Origin of the sequence: Rhizobium sp. UBA1881, from assembly GCF_002338015.1 — a bacterium.
GTDB lineage: Bacteria > Pseudomonadota > Alphaproteobacteria > Rhizobiales > Rhizobiaceae > Rhizobium.
In genome coordinates, this window is sequence record NZ_DDHH01000158.1 from 51,434 (window position 1) to 66,635 (window position 15,202).

Sequence of the window (15,202 nt, forward strand, 5' to 3'; positions counted from 1 at the left end):
GAGCGAGCCCATGTCCCTTCCCGATAAAGCCTTTCCCGTTTCCTGGGATCAATTTCACCGCGACGCACGCGCGCTGGCCTGGCGTCTTGCCGGCCTCAACCGCGACTTCAAGGCGATCGTCTGCATCACCCGCGGCGGCCTGGTGCCGGCTGCCATCATTTCGCGCGAGCTCAACATCCGCCTGATCGAGACGGTCTGCGTCGCGTCCTACCACGACTATGTGAACCAGGGCGAGATGATGCTCCTCAAGGGGATCGCCGCCGAACTGCTTGAAGATGGCGGCGAGAGCGTGCTTGTCGTCGACGATCTGACGGATACCGGCAAGACAGCCTCCGAAGTCCGCACCCTGCTTCCCAAGGCGCACTTCGCCTGCGTCTACGCAAAACCACAGGGTGTGCCGACCATCGATACCTTCGTTACCGAGGTGAGCCAGGATACCTGGATCTACTTCCCGTGGGATATGGGTTTCAGCTATCAGGAACCGATCTCCAAGGGCAGCAAGGGCTGATTTTCCAGGCTTTTAGCAGGCGAAGACGAAAGCAACTTTAAATTGCTCCAATCTTTGTTTACTAACATCACCAAATTCGCTGTCCGCCCCTCGCCGTCCGCCGTATGATCACATGGCATCAGGCGGCAAGGGCGCGGCAGGGTGTTTGGGTAGAGGGCGGTCGCTAGCGCGACACTGGAACGACCATGCAGCGTTGGCGGTTTATCGGCTTGATCGCGGCTTTCGGGCTGTGTTTGAACGTGCATCCGCGCGCGGTGTCGGCCGAACCTGCCTATATCTCCGTCGTGCGCGAATATGTGGATACGCTCGTCAAGCCGATGATCAACAAGCCGAACGTTCTGGCCGCGATCAAGGCGCAGAACAGGAAGTTCGGCGATATCAGCCCGATGGATATCCAGGTGCTCGACAACAGCTACCGCTCGGAGATCAAGAGCGGGCAATGGCAGATGGTCACCCGCCTCCTCAACAATCCGGTCTCGCGATACCTCAAAGCCAAGCAGGATGATTCGCAAGGAACGATTGTGGAAATCTTCGTGACCGACCGGAACGGACTGAATGTCGCACAGAGCGTGCCCACCAACGACTACTGGCAGGGCGACGAAAACAAGTTCCTGAAGACCTTCGCCAGGGACTCCGACGAGGTCTTTATCGATCGCGCCAGCCGCGACGATGCCACGCAATTGCTGGAAACGCAGGCAAGTTTCACTGTTCGCGATGAGCGTGGAGAGGCGATCGGAAGCGCTACCGTGACCATCGCCATCGACGCACTTTAGCGCCTTGTTCGGCCTTGCGAATCACAAGGCTCATTTGCGCTCGAAAAGCCACCGCCAAATGACAAAATATGGCAAAATTAATCCGGCTTTGGCATTTCTCTTGCGCATCCCGTAGCAAGCCATTGAAATTCTTGCCCAACTGGTTTTTCCCCAGTCTCCACAGGCCACTCCACAATATCTTGTGGTGAACACTTCGTTAAGAACAAGCCCTTGACGGAATCGCCTGTTTTCAACTTAATGAACTTCGATGTTGCGGCGGCAGCTGAACCGGACATGACGAGGCCGGTTCTCACCAGAAATCGAGCATTGAATCAGGGCGTTGATCCATGAGGGGTGAGCCGCCATGAGTATGTTCTGCGCGATTTTTGCCGCCTGAAAAAGCGACATCCGGGGCTGGCGGAAAAAGGCTGTTAATACTATATTTAGTGATTGCAGCCACCATCACCACAAGATACAGGATGACCCATCTCCGGATGACACTCCTGTGACGATACGGAAACGAGAACTGGCTGCGCTCCTTACGGCGCCGCCGGAGGTGGAAACTTGCGCCTTGGTCAACGGGGACGGGGCGCGCGAGCTAGAGGTTAAGGCAAATGCGCATAGAACGCCGATTTACGAAGGCAGATCAGGGCGCTTACGCGGCTATCGAATTCCGCAAGGCAACCAGCGAGATCAAGAACCCTGACGGGTCGATCGTATTCCGCCTCGAGAACATCGATGTTCCCGCGCAGTTTTCGCAGGTCGCGGCCGACATTCTGGCGCAGAAGTATTTCCGCAAGGCCGGCGTCCCTGCCCGCCTCAAGAAGGTCGAGGAAAACGACGTTCCTTCCTTCCTGTGGCGCTCGGTTGCCGATGAGGCCGCTCTGAAGGAACTCCCGAAGGATCAGCAGTACGGTTCTGAAACCGATGCGCGCCAGGTCTTCGACCGTCTGGCCGGCACCTGGACCTACTGGGGCTGGAAGGGTGGCTATTTCTCTTCCGAAGAAGACGCGGCCGCCTTCCGCGACGAACTTGCCTACATGCTCGCGACACAGCGCGTCGCTCCGAACTCGCCGCAGTGGTTCAACACCGGCATGCACTGGGCCTATGGCATCGACGGCCCCGGCCAGGGCCACTTCTATGTGGACCCCTTCACCGGCAAGCTGACGAAGTCGAAGTCTGCCTATGAGCATCCGCAGCCGCACGCCTGCTTCATCCAGTCCGTCGAAGACGATCTGGTCAACGAAGGCGGCATTATGGATCTGTGGGTTCGCGAAGCCCGCCTCTTCAAGTACGGCTCCGGCACCGGCTCCAACTTCTCGTATCTGCGCGGCGAAGGCGAACGCCTTTCCGGCGGCGGCCGCTCCTCCGGCCTGATGAGCTTCCTGAAGATCGGCGACCGCGCTGCCGGCGCCATCAAGTCTGGCGGCACGACGCGCCGCGCGGCCAAGATGGTCGTGGTCGATATCGACCATCCGGATATCGAGGAATACATCAACTGGAAGGTCAAGGAAGAGCAGAAGGTTGCTGCCCTCGTGACCGGTTCCAAGATCGTCAATCGCCACCTGAAGGCGATCATGAAGGCCTGCGTCAATTGCGACGGCGACAATGACGATTGCTACGACCCGAACAAGAACCCTGCCCTGAAGCGCGAAGTGCGCGCTGCCAAGAAGGATCAGGTTCCGGAAAACTACATCGGCCGCGTCATCCAGTTCGCTCGCCAGGGCTACAAGGACCTCGAGTTCAAGACCTACGACACCGACTGGGATTCGGAAGCCTACCTCACGGTTTCGGGCCAGAACTCCAACAACTCGGTCTCGATCAAGGACGACTTCCTGCGCGCAGTCGAAAACGATGGTGACTGGAACCTGACCGCCCGCAAGGACGGCAAGGTCATGAAGACGCTGAAGGCACGCGACCTGTGGGAATCGATCTCCTACGCCGCATGGGCCTCGGCCGATCCGGGCCTGCACTTCAACACGACGATGAACGACTGGCACACCAGCCCGGCTGCCGGCCCGATCCGCGCGTCGAACCCGTGCTCGGAATACATGTTCCTCGACGACACGGCCTGCAACCTCGCGTCGCTGAACCTTATCCAGTTCAAGGATGCGGCTACCAAGCGCATCAACATCGCTGATTACGAACACGCCGTTCGCCTTTGGACGGTCGTGCTTGAAGTCTCCGTGATGATGGCACAGTTCCCGTCGAAGCAGATTGCCGAGCGCTCCTACGAATACCGCACGATCGGCCTCGGCTACGCCAACATCGGCGGCCTGCTGATGTCGTCGGGTATTCCTTATGACAGCGACGAAGCCCGCGCCATCGCAGGCTCGCTGACCGCGATCATGACCGGCATCTCCTACGCCACTTCTGCCGAGATCTCCGCTGAACTCGGACCTTTCCCGATGTTCAAGCCGAACCGCGAAGCCATGCTGCGGGTTATCCGCAACCATCGCCGCGCCGCTTACGGCGAGACGTCTGGCTATGAAGGCCTGTCGATCAACCCGGTCGCGCTGATCCACTCCGAGAACCCGGACCAGGATCTGGCGGCTCACGCCAAGAGCGCCTGGGACAAGGCTCTCGAGCTCGGCCAAAAGCACGGCTACCGCAACGCCCAGGCAACCGTGATTGCGCCGACAGGCACGATCGGCCTCGTCATGGATTGCGACACGACCGGTATCGAGCCTGACTTCGCGCTGGTGAAATTCAAGAAGCTCGCCGGCGGCGGCTACTTCAAGATCATCAACCGCGCCGTTCCGGAAGCGCTCCGCACGCTCGGCTACTCCGAGAGCCAGATCGCCGAGATCGAAGCTTACGCTGTCGGCCACGGCAACCTGAACCAGGCGCCGGCGATCAACCCCGGCTCGCTGAAGGCCAAGGGCTTCACCGACGAGAAGATCGAAGCGCTGAACGGCGCACTGAAGTCGGCCTTCGACATCAAGTTCGTCTTCAACCAGTGGACGCTCGGCACCGACTTCCTGAAGGCGACGCTGAAGGTCTCCGACGAACAGCTCGGCGACATGAGCTTCAACCTGCTCGAGCACCTCGGTTTCTCGAAGAAGGACATCGAGGCTGCCAACGTTCACGTCTGCGGCGCGATGACGCTGGAAGGCGCACCGTTCCTGAAGAACGAGCACCTCGCCGTCTTCGATTGCGCCAACCCATGCGGCAAGATCGGCAAGCGCTACCTCTCGGTCGACAGCCACATCCGCATGATGGCCGCTGCCCAGCCGTTCATCTCGGGTGCGATCTCCAAGACGATCAACATGCCGAACGACGCGACGGTCGAGGATTGCAAGAGCGCCTACATGCTCTCCTGGAAGCTCGGCCTGAAGGCAAACGCTCTCTACCGCGATGGCTCCAAGCTGTCGCAGCCGCTGAACGCCTCGCTGATCGAAGACGAAAGCGATGAGGACGCACTGGACGATCTGCTGCAGCAGCCGGTCGCCGCCCAGGCCGTCACCATCACCGAAAAGATCATCGAGCGTGTGGTCGAGCGCGTGACCCGCGAACGCGAAAAGCTGCCGAACCGCCGCCAGGGCTACACCCAGAAGGCTGCCGTCGGCGGACACAAGGTATATCTGCGCACCGGCGAATTCGGTGACGGTCGCCTCGGCGAGATCTTCATCGACATGCACAAGGAAGGTGCCGCCTTCCGTGCGATGATGAACAACTTCGCCATCGCCATCTCGCTGGGTCTGCAGTACGGCGTGCCGCTCGAAGAATATGTGGAGGCCTTCACCTTCACCAAGTTTGAGCCGGCAGGCATGGTCATCGGCAACGACGCCATCAAGAACGCCACGTCGATCCTCGACTACGTGTTCCGCGAACTCGCCGTCTCCTACCTCGGCCGCCACGATCTGGCGCATGTCGATACGTCGGACTTCTCGAACACGGCACTCGGCAAGGGCATCCAGGAAGGCAAGACGAACCTCGTCTCGACCGGCTGGACCCGCGGCTACAAGCCGACGATCGTTTCGAACAGCGAACGCCAGGCTTCCGGCGAGCCCAAGGGCTCGGCAACAACCGCCCCTGCCCGCGCTTCGTCCGGCGCAACGGTAACGTCGTTTGCAGGCGCTGCCGCCCGCAAGATCGAGCCGACGACCGCCATCTCGACCTCCGAAATCGTCGCCTTCAAGCGCGATTACGAAGAGCGCGCCAAGGAATTGGCCGAAGAGATCGCCGAGGAAGTGCTGGAAGAAGTCACGACCGAAAACCAGCAGCAGGCAACGGCGCTGTTCTCCGACAAGGCCGCCGCTGACGCCGCATCGGCCAAGACGGAAGCAAAGAAGATCGAATCCGAGCGTCGCGCCCGGTCGATCATGCAGGGCTACACCGGCAACATTTGCTCGGAGTGCCAGAACTTCACGATGGTGCGCAACGGCACCTGCGAGAAGTGCGACACTTGCGGCGCGACCAGCGGCTGCAGCTGATCAGCTTAGAGAACGCTAATTAAAAAGGCCGTCCGCCTATCCAAGCGGGCGGCCTTTTCCGTTGGAGGTAGGAGGCAAATTACGAATGCGCATCCACGCCAGTCGTGTGCAGCCTGTTCCTCACATGGTGGACGCCATCGACCGAGGAGGCGGCGAGTTCGACTTTGCGGGCGATGCCGATTGTTTCGACGGAGCCTTCGACCGTGACGACATGACCGTCTGCGTGGACCTCGATGCTGTCGATATCGACTTCGGGAACGTTTTCGATGTTTTCGGTGACCCGCGCTTCGAGATCGTCGCTGTCATCGCGGTCGATCGTGTCGGCGCGCAGCGAATCCTTCAGCCGGTTCTCGTTGCCATCGCGGTCTATGCCGTCGATGCGGAAGCCTGGATTGTCGCTGCTGTCGAAATTGGCGGGCGTTTCGCCATAGGCTCGATTTTCAGGCTCCGTGGACGCGGCGTCCGTTCTGTCCGCATAGGGCCAGCCGTCGTCGATATTGCGCTCTTCGAAATCGCGATAGTCCTCGCTGCGCGACAGCGGCTTCTTTCCATCATCGTTGATTGGCATCGATCTTCTCCTTCAGCGTGTTTTCAAACAACGCCCAAGGGACCAGATGGTTCGCCATTTATGTCTCGCTTCTGACGGCCAACACAACCGACGTCGCGGCGAGACGCACCTCTTGATTGCAATCAGTTCGTAGAAACGCGCGAAGGAATGGCCTAGCCCTTGTATGTCAAAGCCAAGGGAGAGAGACATGGCGAGTTGTAAGGCAAGCAATGGCGATACTTGGGAGATCTACCAGACAAGTGGCCAGTGGCACTGGCGGTGCAAAGCGCCCAATGGAAAGATCGTTGGCGCGTCGACAGAAGGCTATAACAATCGCAGCGATTGCATTGCCAATGCCCAGCGCAACGGCATGACCTGTAACCCGGTCTGACTGCGCTTTCACAGAATTCGATCAGGCGCGCGGCTACATATCGGCGCGCGCGCCCTTTTGGCCGTTAGCGGACGGCCTTTTGCTCGACACCGGTGGCAGGTGCTGCCGACAACGGCACGTCATCGACCACTTCCTGCGCCACGGCGGAGAGGTCGAGATTGCCCCAGATGGATTTTTCCTTGCTGCGATCGGTACGGCGGGAAGTCTTGATTTCAACAACGAACGGCTTCGATTGAGCGCGCATGTGATTCCTACTGAAAAGCGTTGAACGAATCCATCAACGCAGCGAGCCTATGAAGCGTTCCCTCGCCGCGCAAGCGCATTCGGCGTCGCATCCCCTGACCTCGGCAGCCATATACAGCCTCAAGTCAGCCACGGGCAAAATTCACACCCATGACGCGAGCCGATGAGGGCGCTGCTACCGTTTTTTCGTCGCGACGGGCAGCCATGCAAAATTGTTTCAGGAAAATCCTTGAAGGAACAATCAATGTCGACTAGGTAGCACGTCGCCGAAGTAATGGCGTCCCAGCTCAGGCTTCGACGGCGTTCAATCGGCCAACTTTTCCTACTCGTGTAGAGGCACCGGCGGCGACCCCAGGTCGCTTATCGATCGTTTGATCGGCAGCCGGTTTGCAAACAAAATATCAGCGTGCGGATGGCACCTGGAAAGCGGAACGGCCGATCAACATCGCTCGCTTCGACGGCTAGGGAGTCGCTGACGCCAAGGAATGAAAAAGACTGCGAATGACCATTAAAGAGCGTTTTCTGAAACAGCAGCATGCCTGGATGATCGGCGCATGCTACTCCCGCAAACACCCCGATTTTCATCGCTACGGCGGCGTCGATGTCGCCGTTTCTCCCCGCTGGAAAGAGTGTCTCGACACGTTCATGAACGACATGATCGACACCCTGCCCCGCAGCCTGTCCGAGCGCCGACTGGCGCTGCGCAATCCGCGCCGGCCGTTCGAGCCCGGCAATGTCGAGTGGATTTTCGTCAGCAAGCATCGCGGTCTTCGCGCGCCTGACGGCACCCGGCCCGAACTACCTGAGGCGCGTCTGCGCCGCGCTTGAACGCTTTCAAGCGACTGATTATCGCCGGCTGGCGGGGTTTTCTTGCCCTTCCAGCCGGCGAATTTGTTTTGGGCTGATGTTAGCGCCTGCCGCGCAGGCTCTTGGTCAGCACGATCAGAATGAGGCCGACGGCAACGGCAAGCGCGCCCCAGTAGATCCAGGGCGTCTGGTCGATCATGAAGCTTTCGGCCGGATACGGAAAATAACCGCTACCCTGCCCCATCCAGATCAGACCGGCCAGGACCAGCAGGCCTTCGAGGCCATAGACGAGCTTCATCATCACATCTTCCTCCACGGCGCCCTACTCATGCTAGGACGCGAGCCTCACGATTTCGGGAAATCGGCGCCGAGGCTGGTGTCCTTCCATTCCTCGATCAGCGCCAGGCGCTCCTTCAGCTTGGCCGTGACCGCGCCATAGCCGAACTCGCCGAGCACGAGATGGCGTGGCGCGTTCTCGACCTCGGTGATCTTGATGATCGCTTCGCCGGCGCGCACGGGATCGCCCGGCTGCTGGCCGCTGTAACCAGCCGTCTGGCGCATGCGCGCGGCAGCCGTTTCCGCGTAGTCGGCGATCTTGCTTTCGGTCTGCCGCAGCGAACGGCCGGCCCAATCGGTGCGGAACGGGCCGGGCTCGACACAGGTGACCTTGATACCGAGCGGCGCGCCTTCGGCTGCAAGCGCATCCGACATGCCCTCGACCGCGTGCTTGCTGGCCGCGTAGTAACCGGATGCCGGGAAGCCGATGAAGCCGGCCACCGATGTGATGTTGATGACATGGCCGCGTCGGCGCGTCCGCATGCCGGGCAGAACGGCGCGGGTCATGGCGAAGAGGCCGAAGACATTGGCTTCGAATTGATCGCGGATCTCGCTGTCGCTGCCTTCCTCGATCGTCGATTGGTAGCCATAGCCGGCATTGTTGACCAGAACGTCGATCCGCCCGAAGCGCTCCTCGGCGGCCTTCACGGCGGCGGTGATCTGCGCCGCATCGGTCACGTCGAGATCGACGGCAAGCGCGTTGTCTTCATGACCGGTCACGAGATCGGCGACGCGGGCCTTGTCGCGGGCGCTGACGATGGTCGGCCAGCCGCGGGCGATGGTAAGTTTCGCCAGTTCGCGGCCGAAGCCTGTCGAGCAACCGGTGATGAACCAGACGGGATTTTTGTCTTGAGACATGGTGCTTTCCTGAAATGTTCGTCTGAAATTGAAAGCGCCCTTGGGTGTCCTTTGGGGATGTATTCGGGGGCGTCTTGGGGGCACCTTCTGATCTAGGGTCGTTCAACTGGTTTTTCCAGAATTGGCGGCTCGTTGCGGCCAATAGACGCAAAAAGGCCGCGCGCTCGCAGGAGCACGCGGCCGGATCGAACCAAGTTTTGTTTTCGGCTTACTGCAGCGTGCGCGGCGGCAGGCCCGGGACCATGGTCGCGCCCTGCTGAACAGGAGCGACGCCAGCGCCGGCGCCATCGAGGCCGGTGGCGACGACGGAGACGCGGAACTTGCCATCCAGATTGCGGTCGAAGATCGCGCCGACGACGATATCAGCATCGTCCTGCACCTCGTCGCGGATGCGGCTTGCGGCTTCATCGACTTCGAACAACGTCATGTCGGAGCCGCCGGAGATCGAGATCAGCACGCCCTTGGCGCCGCGCATCGAGATGTCGTCGAGCAGCGGATTGGCGATCGCGGCTTCCGCCGCCTTCATTGCGCGCTCTTCGCCCGAGGCTTCGCCGGTGCCCATCATGGCGCGGCCCATGCCGCGCATGACCGACTTCACGTCGGCGAAATCGAGGTTGATGAGGCCTTCCTTGACAATCAGGTCGGTGATGCAGCCGACGCCGGCAAACAGCACGCGGTCGGCGGTCATGAAGGCGTCGGCGAAGGTGGTCTTCGCGTCGGCGATGCGGAACAGGTTCTGGTTCGGGATGACGATCACGGTATCGGCAGCCTGGCGCAGCGCCTCGATGCCGGCGTCGGCCGTCTTCATGCGGCGGTTGCCTTCGAAGGTGAAGGGCTTGGTGACGACGCCGACCGTCAGGATGCCGGCGTTGCGGGCCGCCTGGGCAATCACCGGTGCAGCACCCGTGCCGGTGCCGCCGCCCATGCCGGCGGTGACGAAGCACATGTGCGAGCCGGCCAAGTGGTCCATGATCTCATCGATCGATTCTTCAGCGGCGGCGCGGCCGATCTCGGGCAGCGAACCGGCGCCGAGGCCTTCGGTCACATGCGCGCCGAGCTGGATGCGGCGCGAGGCCTTCGACGTGGCAAGCACCTGCGCATCGGTGTTGGCGGCAATGAATTCAACGCCTTCGAGGCTTTCCGCGATCATGTTGTTGATGGCGTTTCCGCCACCACCACCAACGCCGATCACCGAAATTCTGGGCCGCATCTCGGAAATCCCGGGCTTGGCGTTCGTCATCGCAATCTCCTTCGTGCGCATTCTTCCGTGGGCTCCACCGCTTTATCGGGACCCGAATCGCGCATCAGCCTATGGGCGCAAGAAGGCAGAGGCGGGGCGAAAGAACAAGATGCAGGCTTTTCTAAAATTTATCCGGAACCTTTTTTGAGGTTGGCGCATTAGGTCGATTCAAGCCAGTCAAAATGAAAGCCCGCCCGCCCATAAAGAGAGGAGTACCGCGCAGATGCCTATGCTCGCTTCCAGCCAGTCGATAGCCCCTCCGAAAGACCATGTCGTGACCGCTCAGGAAGCGCTGGAGCCGCTCTTCCTGCAGATCGAGGCCGAGGCTGAGTTGCGGATGATTTCCGCTGCTCTGAAGGCCGGCTGGTCGGCAGAGGACGCGGTGAGCGCGATCGACGAATTGCGTCGCAGCGAGTTGCTGCCGGGCGATCGCTGAACACCAAAAAATCATTCGCCTTCGAGGCCGGATGGCCTATCTCTACGCGGTCAAGTGATTGCGGAGATAGGATTTCATGACCATCAAGACCATCTGCATTTTTGGCGCCGGCGCCCTTGGCGGGATGATCGCCACCAAGATCGCGGCGTTGCTTGGAAGCGACGTCACGGTGTCGGTCATCGCGCGCGGCGCGCATCTTGATGCCATCCGCCGCGACGGGCTGACACTGCACGAAGCAGGCGCCGAGACGCCGATCAACGTGAAGGTGGTGGCGACCGACAATCCGGCCGATCTTCCGCCGCAGGATCTGGTCATCACAGGTCTCAAGGGACATCAGCTCGGCGCTGCCGCCGAGGGGATGGCGAAGCTGTTGAAGGATGACACGCGCGTCGTGATGATCCTAAACGGCATTCCGTGGTGGTACTTCCACCGCGACGACCACCCTAAATTCGCCGAACTGCAATTCGAGGAGCTCGATGAAGGCGGCGCGCTCTGGCGCCTTGTTGGCCCGCACCGCGTCATCGGTTGCGTCGCGCATCAGGGCGCGGAGGTCAGTCAGCCCGGTCATATCAGGCTGAGCAACAAGGGACGTTTCATTCTGGGCGAGCCCTCCGGCGAGGTCACGAGCGATCTTGAGGCCATTCAGGCGTTGCTGCAGAAGGCCGATCTCAACATCACGCTGTCACCGGAAATCCGCAACGACATCTGGAGCAAGCTGATGGGCAATGCTTCGTTCAATCCGATCAGCGCGCTGACGCGCTCCACCATGTCCGGCCTCATGGCCGACGTCGCCGTCAGCGACCAGATCGGCAAGGTGATGAAGGAGGTCAAGGCGGTTGGCGAGGCGCTTGGGGCCAACGTCGGCATGTCGGTGGAAGAGCGGCTCGAACAGGCGAGCCAAATCGGCCCTGTCCGCACCTCGATGCTGCAGGACCTGCTTGCCGGAAAGGCACTCGAAATCACGCCGCTGGTCGGCATGGTCGTGGTTCTCGGCAGGCTCGCTTCGGTGCCGACACCGGTTTCGGAAACCTTGCTTGCAATGGTTTCGCAGCTCGATCGCGAGAACTGCAAGCCGGCCTAGACGGCCGACCTGCCCTTCACAATGCTTTTCCAAGGCGCTCAGAAAATGAGTCCGGAAACGCCTGCAGCGCCTTGAAATCAGCCCGCTTTGAGCCAGCCCGTCATGCGATCGACCGCTTCGGCGATCTCGGCTTCGGAGCCTGCGTAGGACATGCGCATGGCGCGGTGCCCTTCCAGCGGATCGAAATCGAGGCCCGGCGTGGCGGCAACATCAATCTCGGTCAGCATCCGCTTGGCGAATTCCATGCTGTCGTTGGTGAAGCGCGTCACATCCACATAAGCGTAGAAGGCGCCATCCATCGGCGAGGCGATCGTAAGGCCCATGTCCGGGAGACGCCGCATCAGGAAGTCCCGGTTGGCGGCGTAGCTTGCCCTGTAGACATCGAGCTCGGCGGAAGCGCCAAGCGCTGCGGTGGCGGCGATCTGTGATAGCTCCGGCGCAGAGATGTAGAGGCTTTGGGCGACCCGCTCGATCGGGCGCACGAGACGATCGGGCAATACCATCCAGCCGATGCGCCAGCCGGTCATGCAATAATATTTCGAGAACGAGTTGATGACGATGGCTTCGTCGGTCAGTTCGAGCGCGCTTGTCTCCTCGCCCGCGAAGGTGAGCCCGTGATAGATCTCGTCGGAAATGAAGGCGATCGAATTGGCCGAACAGTATTCCGCCAGTTCGGCGAGCGCCTGGCGGCCGGTCACGGTGCCTGTGGGGTTTGCCGGGCTTGCGAGCAAAACGCCCTTCACGCGGACGCCGCTTTTCTTCTGGGCTGCCTCGATGCTTTGGGGTGTCAGCGTGAAATGCGTTTCGGCGGTGACGGGCACCTCGATGACCCGCAGGCCGAGCGCGCCGAGGATGTTGCGGTATGCGGGATAGCCGGGCCGGGCGATCGCCACCGCATCGCCGGCATCGAAGAGCGACAGGAATGCGAGGTTGAAGCCGGCGGACGAGCCTGTCGTGATCGCGATGCGTGCGGGATCGATGTCCAGGCCGTGGCGCTCGCGGTAATCCGCTGCAAGCGCTTGCTTCAGGCTCACAGTCCCTAGCGCATCGGTGTAGCCGATCCTGCCGTCATCGAGGGCTGCCTTCGCCGCATCAAGTGCGGCGCGCGGCGCCGGATGGGAGGGCTGACCGACGGCCATTGAGATTACCGGCCGGCCACTTGCGCGCCGCCGCGTCGCTTCCGCCAAAACATCCATTGCGTGAAACGGCTCGACTGCACTGCGCTTGGAAATGGAAAACAATTACTCTGCTCTTTCGACTTCGATTTGCGGCCAGACAAATGCCGCATTAGTGAGATCTTCACAATCCCGCGACCAGATAACGAACACGAGAATTCCTGTTTCTTTACGACGGAATGCGCCGTATTTTTGTTGCTTCGCATTGCGTTCCGATCATGGGACTGTGGTACCCGAAGCATTGAACGACCAAAATCACCTGCAAAGACGAGGATATCATGGCCATTCTCCCGAAAATCTTCACGGCGCTCGCGCTGACCGCCTCCGTAGTCTCCGCTCAGCCGGCCGCTGCGCTCGATGATGCGCAGAAGAAGGAGTTCGGCGAGTTCATCAAGCAGTACCTCATCGAAAACCCGGAGATCATGCTCGACGTGCAGGATGCCCTGCAGAAGAAGCAGGAGACCGCGCGCCTGGTGAAGGCCAATGCGACGATCTCGGAAAACAAGGCGACAATCTTCGATTCCAAATACGACATGACGATCGGCAACCCGAAGGGCGACGTCACGATCGTCGAGTTCTTCGACTATAATTGCGGTTACTGCCGCCATGCGCTGACCGACATGCAGACCATGCTGAAGAAGGACCCGAACGTCCGCTTCGTGCTCAAGGAATTCCCGATCCTTGGACCTGAATCGGTTGCCGCCCACAAGGTGTCAGACGCCTTCCGCAAGATCGCTCCGGAGAAGTACAGCAAGTTCCACGTCGCCCTTCTCGGCAGCGACGGGCGCGCCGACGAGGCGAGCGCCATCGAAGCGGCTCAGTCTCTCGGTGTCAGCGAAAAGCAGATCCGGGCGGAGATGGCCAAGAGCCCGAGCGACGCTTCCGTGCAGGAAACCTACTCACTGGCGCAGAACCTCGGCATAACGGGCACGCCGTCCTATGTGATCGGCAACGAGCTGGTGCAGGGCGCGGTCGGCTACGACGACCTCGAGACCAAGGTCAAGAACATGCGGACATGCGGCAAGACCAGCTGCTGAACCGGCCCCCATCAAATTGCCAGAATCCAGGTGCTTCAGCCATGTGGACAATGTGGCGCGATTCCTGATGCCTTGTCCAAAGGGCTTTCATTAAGCCTTTGGTGAGTCTATAGGTTGCCCTCGCACATTTGACGGAACACTCGATGACGCAAACCATTTTCGTCCTGAACGGGCCAAACCTGAACATGCTCGGCAAAAGAGAGCCAGGCATTTACGGCGGCAAGACGCTTCAGGACATCGAGGCGGACTGCAAGTCGGCCGGGCGAGAGCTTGGCGTCGATGTCGATTTCCGTCAAAGCAACCATGAAGGTCAGCTCGTCGACTGGCTGCATGAAGCCGGCGACAAGGCCATTGGCGTTGCGATCAACGCCGGCGCCTACACGCACACCTCGGTTGCGCTACATGATGCGATCCGCGCCATTTCCATTCCCGTTGTAGAGCTCCATATCTCCAACGTGCATGCGCGGGAAGAATTTCGCCACAAGTCGATGATCGCGCCCGCTGCAAAGGGTGTCATCGCCGGCTTCGGACCATATAGCTACATTCTGGCGCTCCATGCGCTAAAGAACGTCACCGCATAAAAAGACAGGGCAAAACTCATGGCTGAAAAAAAGAACGGTATCGACCAGGCACTGATCCGCGATCTCGCGAACATCCTCAACGACACGGATCTGACCGAGATTGAAGTCGAGCAGGACGATCTGCGCATCCGCGTTTCGCGCGCCGGCAACACGCAGTACATCCAGGCGCCGATGGCTGCCCCTGCTTACGCCGCCGCTCCGGCAGCGATTGCAGCTCCGGCCGCAGCAGCGCCTGCCGCTTCCGCCGCACCGGCTCGCAACCCGGCCAACACGGTTTCCGCACCGATGGTCGGCACCGCCTATATGGCACCGGCTCCGGGCGCGCGCGCATTCATCGAAGTTGGCGCGACGGTCAAGGAAGGCCAGACGCTGCTCATCATCGAAGCGATGAAGACGATGAACCAGATTCCTGCCCCGAAGTCGGGCAAGGTCGTTGAAATTCTTGTCGAGGACGGCAGCCCCGTCGAATACGGCCAAGCTCTCGTGGTCGTCGAATAAGGCGAACGTCATGGTCTCGAAAATCCTCATCGCCAACCGCGGGGAAATTGCCCTTCGCGTGCTTCGTGCCTGCAAGGAGCTCGGTATTCCCTGCGTCGTCGTTCACTCGACCGCCGATGCCGACGCCATGCACGTGCGCCTGGCCGACGAAAGCGTCTGCATCGGCCCGCCGCCGTCGCGCGACAGCTATCTGAACATTCATCAGATCGTTGCTGCCTGCGAGATCACCGGCGCCGACGCCGTACACCCAGGCTACGGCTTCCTGTCGGAGAACGC

Annotated in this window: 17 protein-coding genes; 11 read left to right on the top strand and 6 right to left on the bottom strand. The window is 60.6% G+C overall.

Annotated features, from left to right (window positions below; genetic code table 11):
• Positions 1-10: 10 nt before the first annotated feature.
• The 3 genes from gpt (at position 11) to B3605_RS19420 (ending at position 5,696) form a co-directional block, all read left to right on the top strand.
• A complete protein-coding gene (gpt, locus tag B3605_RS19410) occupies positions 11-508 on the top strand; it encodes a xanthine phosphoribosyltransferase (protein ID WP_047510080.1) in 498 nt (165 codons plus the stop codon).
• Positions 509-693: 185 nt separating this feature from the next.
• Positions 694-1,281: a hypothetical protein gene (locus B3605_RS19415; RefSeq protein ID WP_112941500.1), complete on the top strand. Its 588-nt coding sequence runs from the start codon at positions 694-696 to the stop codon at positions 1,279-1,281.
• 593 nt (positions 1,282-1,874) lie between these two features.
• Positions 1,875-5,696 carry a vitamin B12-dependent ribonucleotide reductase gene (locus tag B3605_RS19420; RefSeq protein ID WP_112941501.1) on the top strand — a complete coding sequence of 1,274 codons (3,822 nt, stop codon included), beginning with the start codon at positions 1,875-1,877 and terminating at the stop codon, positions 5,694-5,696.
• A gap of 79 nt (positions 5,697-5,775) precedes the next feature.
• Here the strand turns inward: B3605_RS19420 and B3605_RS19425 are convergent, their stop codons facing one another.
• Positions 5,776-6,264, bottom strand: a complete 489-nt coding sequence (locus tag B3605_RS19425) for a BON domain-containing protein (RefSeq protein ID WP_112941502.1) — start codon at positions 6,262-6,264, stop codon at positions 5,776-5,778.
• Between the two features lie 187 nt (positions 6,265-6,451).
• On the opposite strand from B3605_RS19425, the gene B3605_RS19430 reads away from it, so the two are divergent.
• Positions 6,452-6,634: a YegP family protein gene (locus B3605_RS19430; RefSeq protein WP_112941503.1), complete on the top strand. Its 183-nt coding sequence runs from the start codon at positions 6,452-6,454 to the stop codon at positions 6,632-6,634.
• A gap of 64 nt (positions 6,635-6,698) precedes the next feature.
• On the opposite strand, the gene B3605_RS19435 is transcribed toward B3605_RS19430, so the two are convergent.
• Entirely contained in the window at positions 6,699-6,878 is a 180-nt protein-coding gene (locus tag B3605_RS19435) for a hypothetical protein (RefSeq protein ID WP_112941504.1), read from the bottom strand.
• Between the two features lie 500 nt (positions 6,879-7,378).
• Between B3605_RS19435 and B3605_RS19440 the strand changes: the two genes are divergently transcribed.
• Positions 7,379-7,705 carry a hypothetical protein gene (locus B3605_RS19440; RefSeq protein ID WP_018900140.1) on the top strand — a complete coding sequence of 109 codons (327 nt, stop codon included), beginning with the start codon at positions 7,379-7,381 and terminating at the stop codon, positions 7,703-7,705.
• 79 nt (positions 7,706-7,784) lie between these two features.
• On the opposite strand, the gene B3605_RS19445 is transcribed toward B3605_RS19440, so the two are convergent.
• From B3605_RS19445 to ftsZ, 3 genes are all read right to left on the bottom strand, one after another.
• Complete coding sequence (locus B3605_RS19445) at positions 7,785-7,985, bottom strand: hypothetical protein (RefSeq protein ID WP_112941505.1); 201 nt, start codon at positions 7,983-7,985, stop codon at positions 7,785-7,787.
• Positions 7,986-8,029: 44 nt separating this feature from the next.
• A complete protein-coding gene (locus tag B3605_RS19450) occupies positions 8,030-8,878 on the bottom strand; it encodes an oxidoreductase (RefSeq protein WP_112941506.1) in 849 nt (282 codons plus the stop codon).
• A gap of 208 nt (positions 8,879-9,086) precedes the next feature.
• Positions 9,087-10,118 (bottom strand): cell division protein FtsZ, encoded by a 1,032-nt coding sequence (ftsZ, locus tag B3605_RS19455; protein WP_051110811.1) that lies wholly within the window; start codon positions 10,116-10,118, stop codon positions 9,087-9,089.
• Between the two features lie 223 nt (positions 10,119-10,341).
• Here ftsZ and B3605_RS19460 point away from each other — a divergent pair, with 223 nt between their 5' ends.
• On the top strand, positions 10,342-10,554 hold the full coding sequence (locus tag B3605_RS19460; protein ID WP_026283302.1) for a hypothetical protein: 213 nt from the start codon (positions 10,342-10,344) through the stop codon (positions 10,552-10,554).
• A 76-nt stretch (positions 10,555-10,630) separates the two neighbouring features.
• Complete coding sequence (locus tag B3605_RS19465; protein WP_112941507.1) at positions 10,631-11,635, top strand: ketopantoate reductase family protein; 1,005 nt, start codon at positions 10,631-10,633, stop codon at positions 11,633-11,635.
• 77 nt (positions 11,636-11,712) lie between these two features.
• On the opposite strand, the gene B3605_RS19470 is transcribed toward B3605_RS19465, so the two are convergent.
• Complete coding sequence (locus B3605_RS19470) at positions 11,713-12,876, bottom strand: pyridoxal phosphate-dependent aminotransferase (protein WP_112941508.1); 1,164 nt, start codon at positions 12,874-12,876, stop codon at positions 11,713-11,715.
• A gap of 212 nt (positions 12,877-13,088) precedes the next feature.
• On the opposite strand from B3605_RS19470, the gene B3605_RS19475 reads away from it, so the two are divergent.
• The 4 genes from B3605_RS19475 to B3605_RS19490 all read left to right on the top strand — a co-directional run.
• A complete protein-coding gene (locus tag B3605_RS19475; protein WP_112941509.1) occupies positions 13,089-13,847 on the top strand; it encodes a DsbA family protein in 759 nt (252 codons plus the stop codon).
• Positions 13,848-13,990: 143 nt separating this feature from the next.
• Positions 13,991-14,428, top strand: coding sequence for a type II 3-dehydroquinate dehydratase (aroQ, locus tag B3605_RS19480; RefSeq protein ID WP_047510061.1), 438 nt, complete (start codon positions 13,991-13,993; stop codon positions 14,426-14,428).
• A gap of 18 nt (positions 14,429-14,446) precedes the next feature.
• A complete protein-coding gene (gene accB / locus B3605_RS19485; RefSeq protein WP_112941510.1) occupies positions 14,447-14,926 on the top strand; it encodes an acetyl-CoA carboxylase biotin carboxyl carrier protein in 480 nt (159 codons plus the stop codon).
• Between the two features lie 10 nt (positions 14,927-14,936).
• Positions 14,937-15,202, top strand: a 266-nt coding sequence (locus B3605_RS19490; RefSeq protein ID WP_296435620.1) for a biotin carboxylase N-terminal domain-containing protein, incomplete at its 3' end; no start/stop codon positions are given.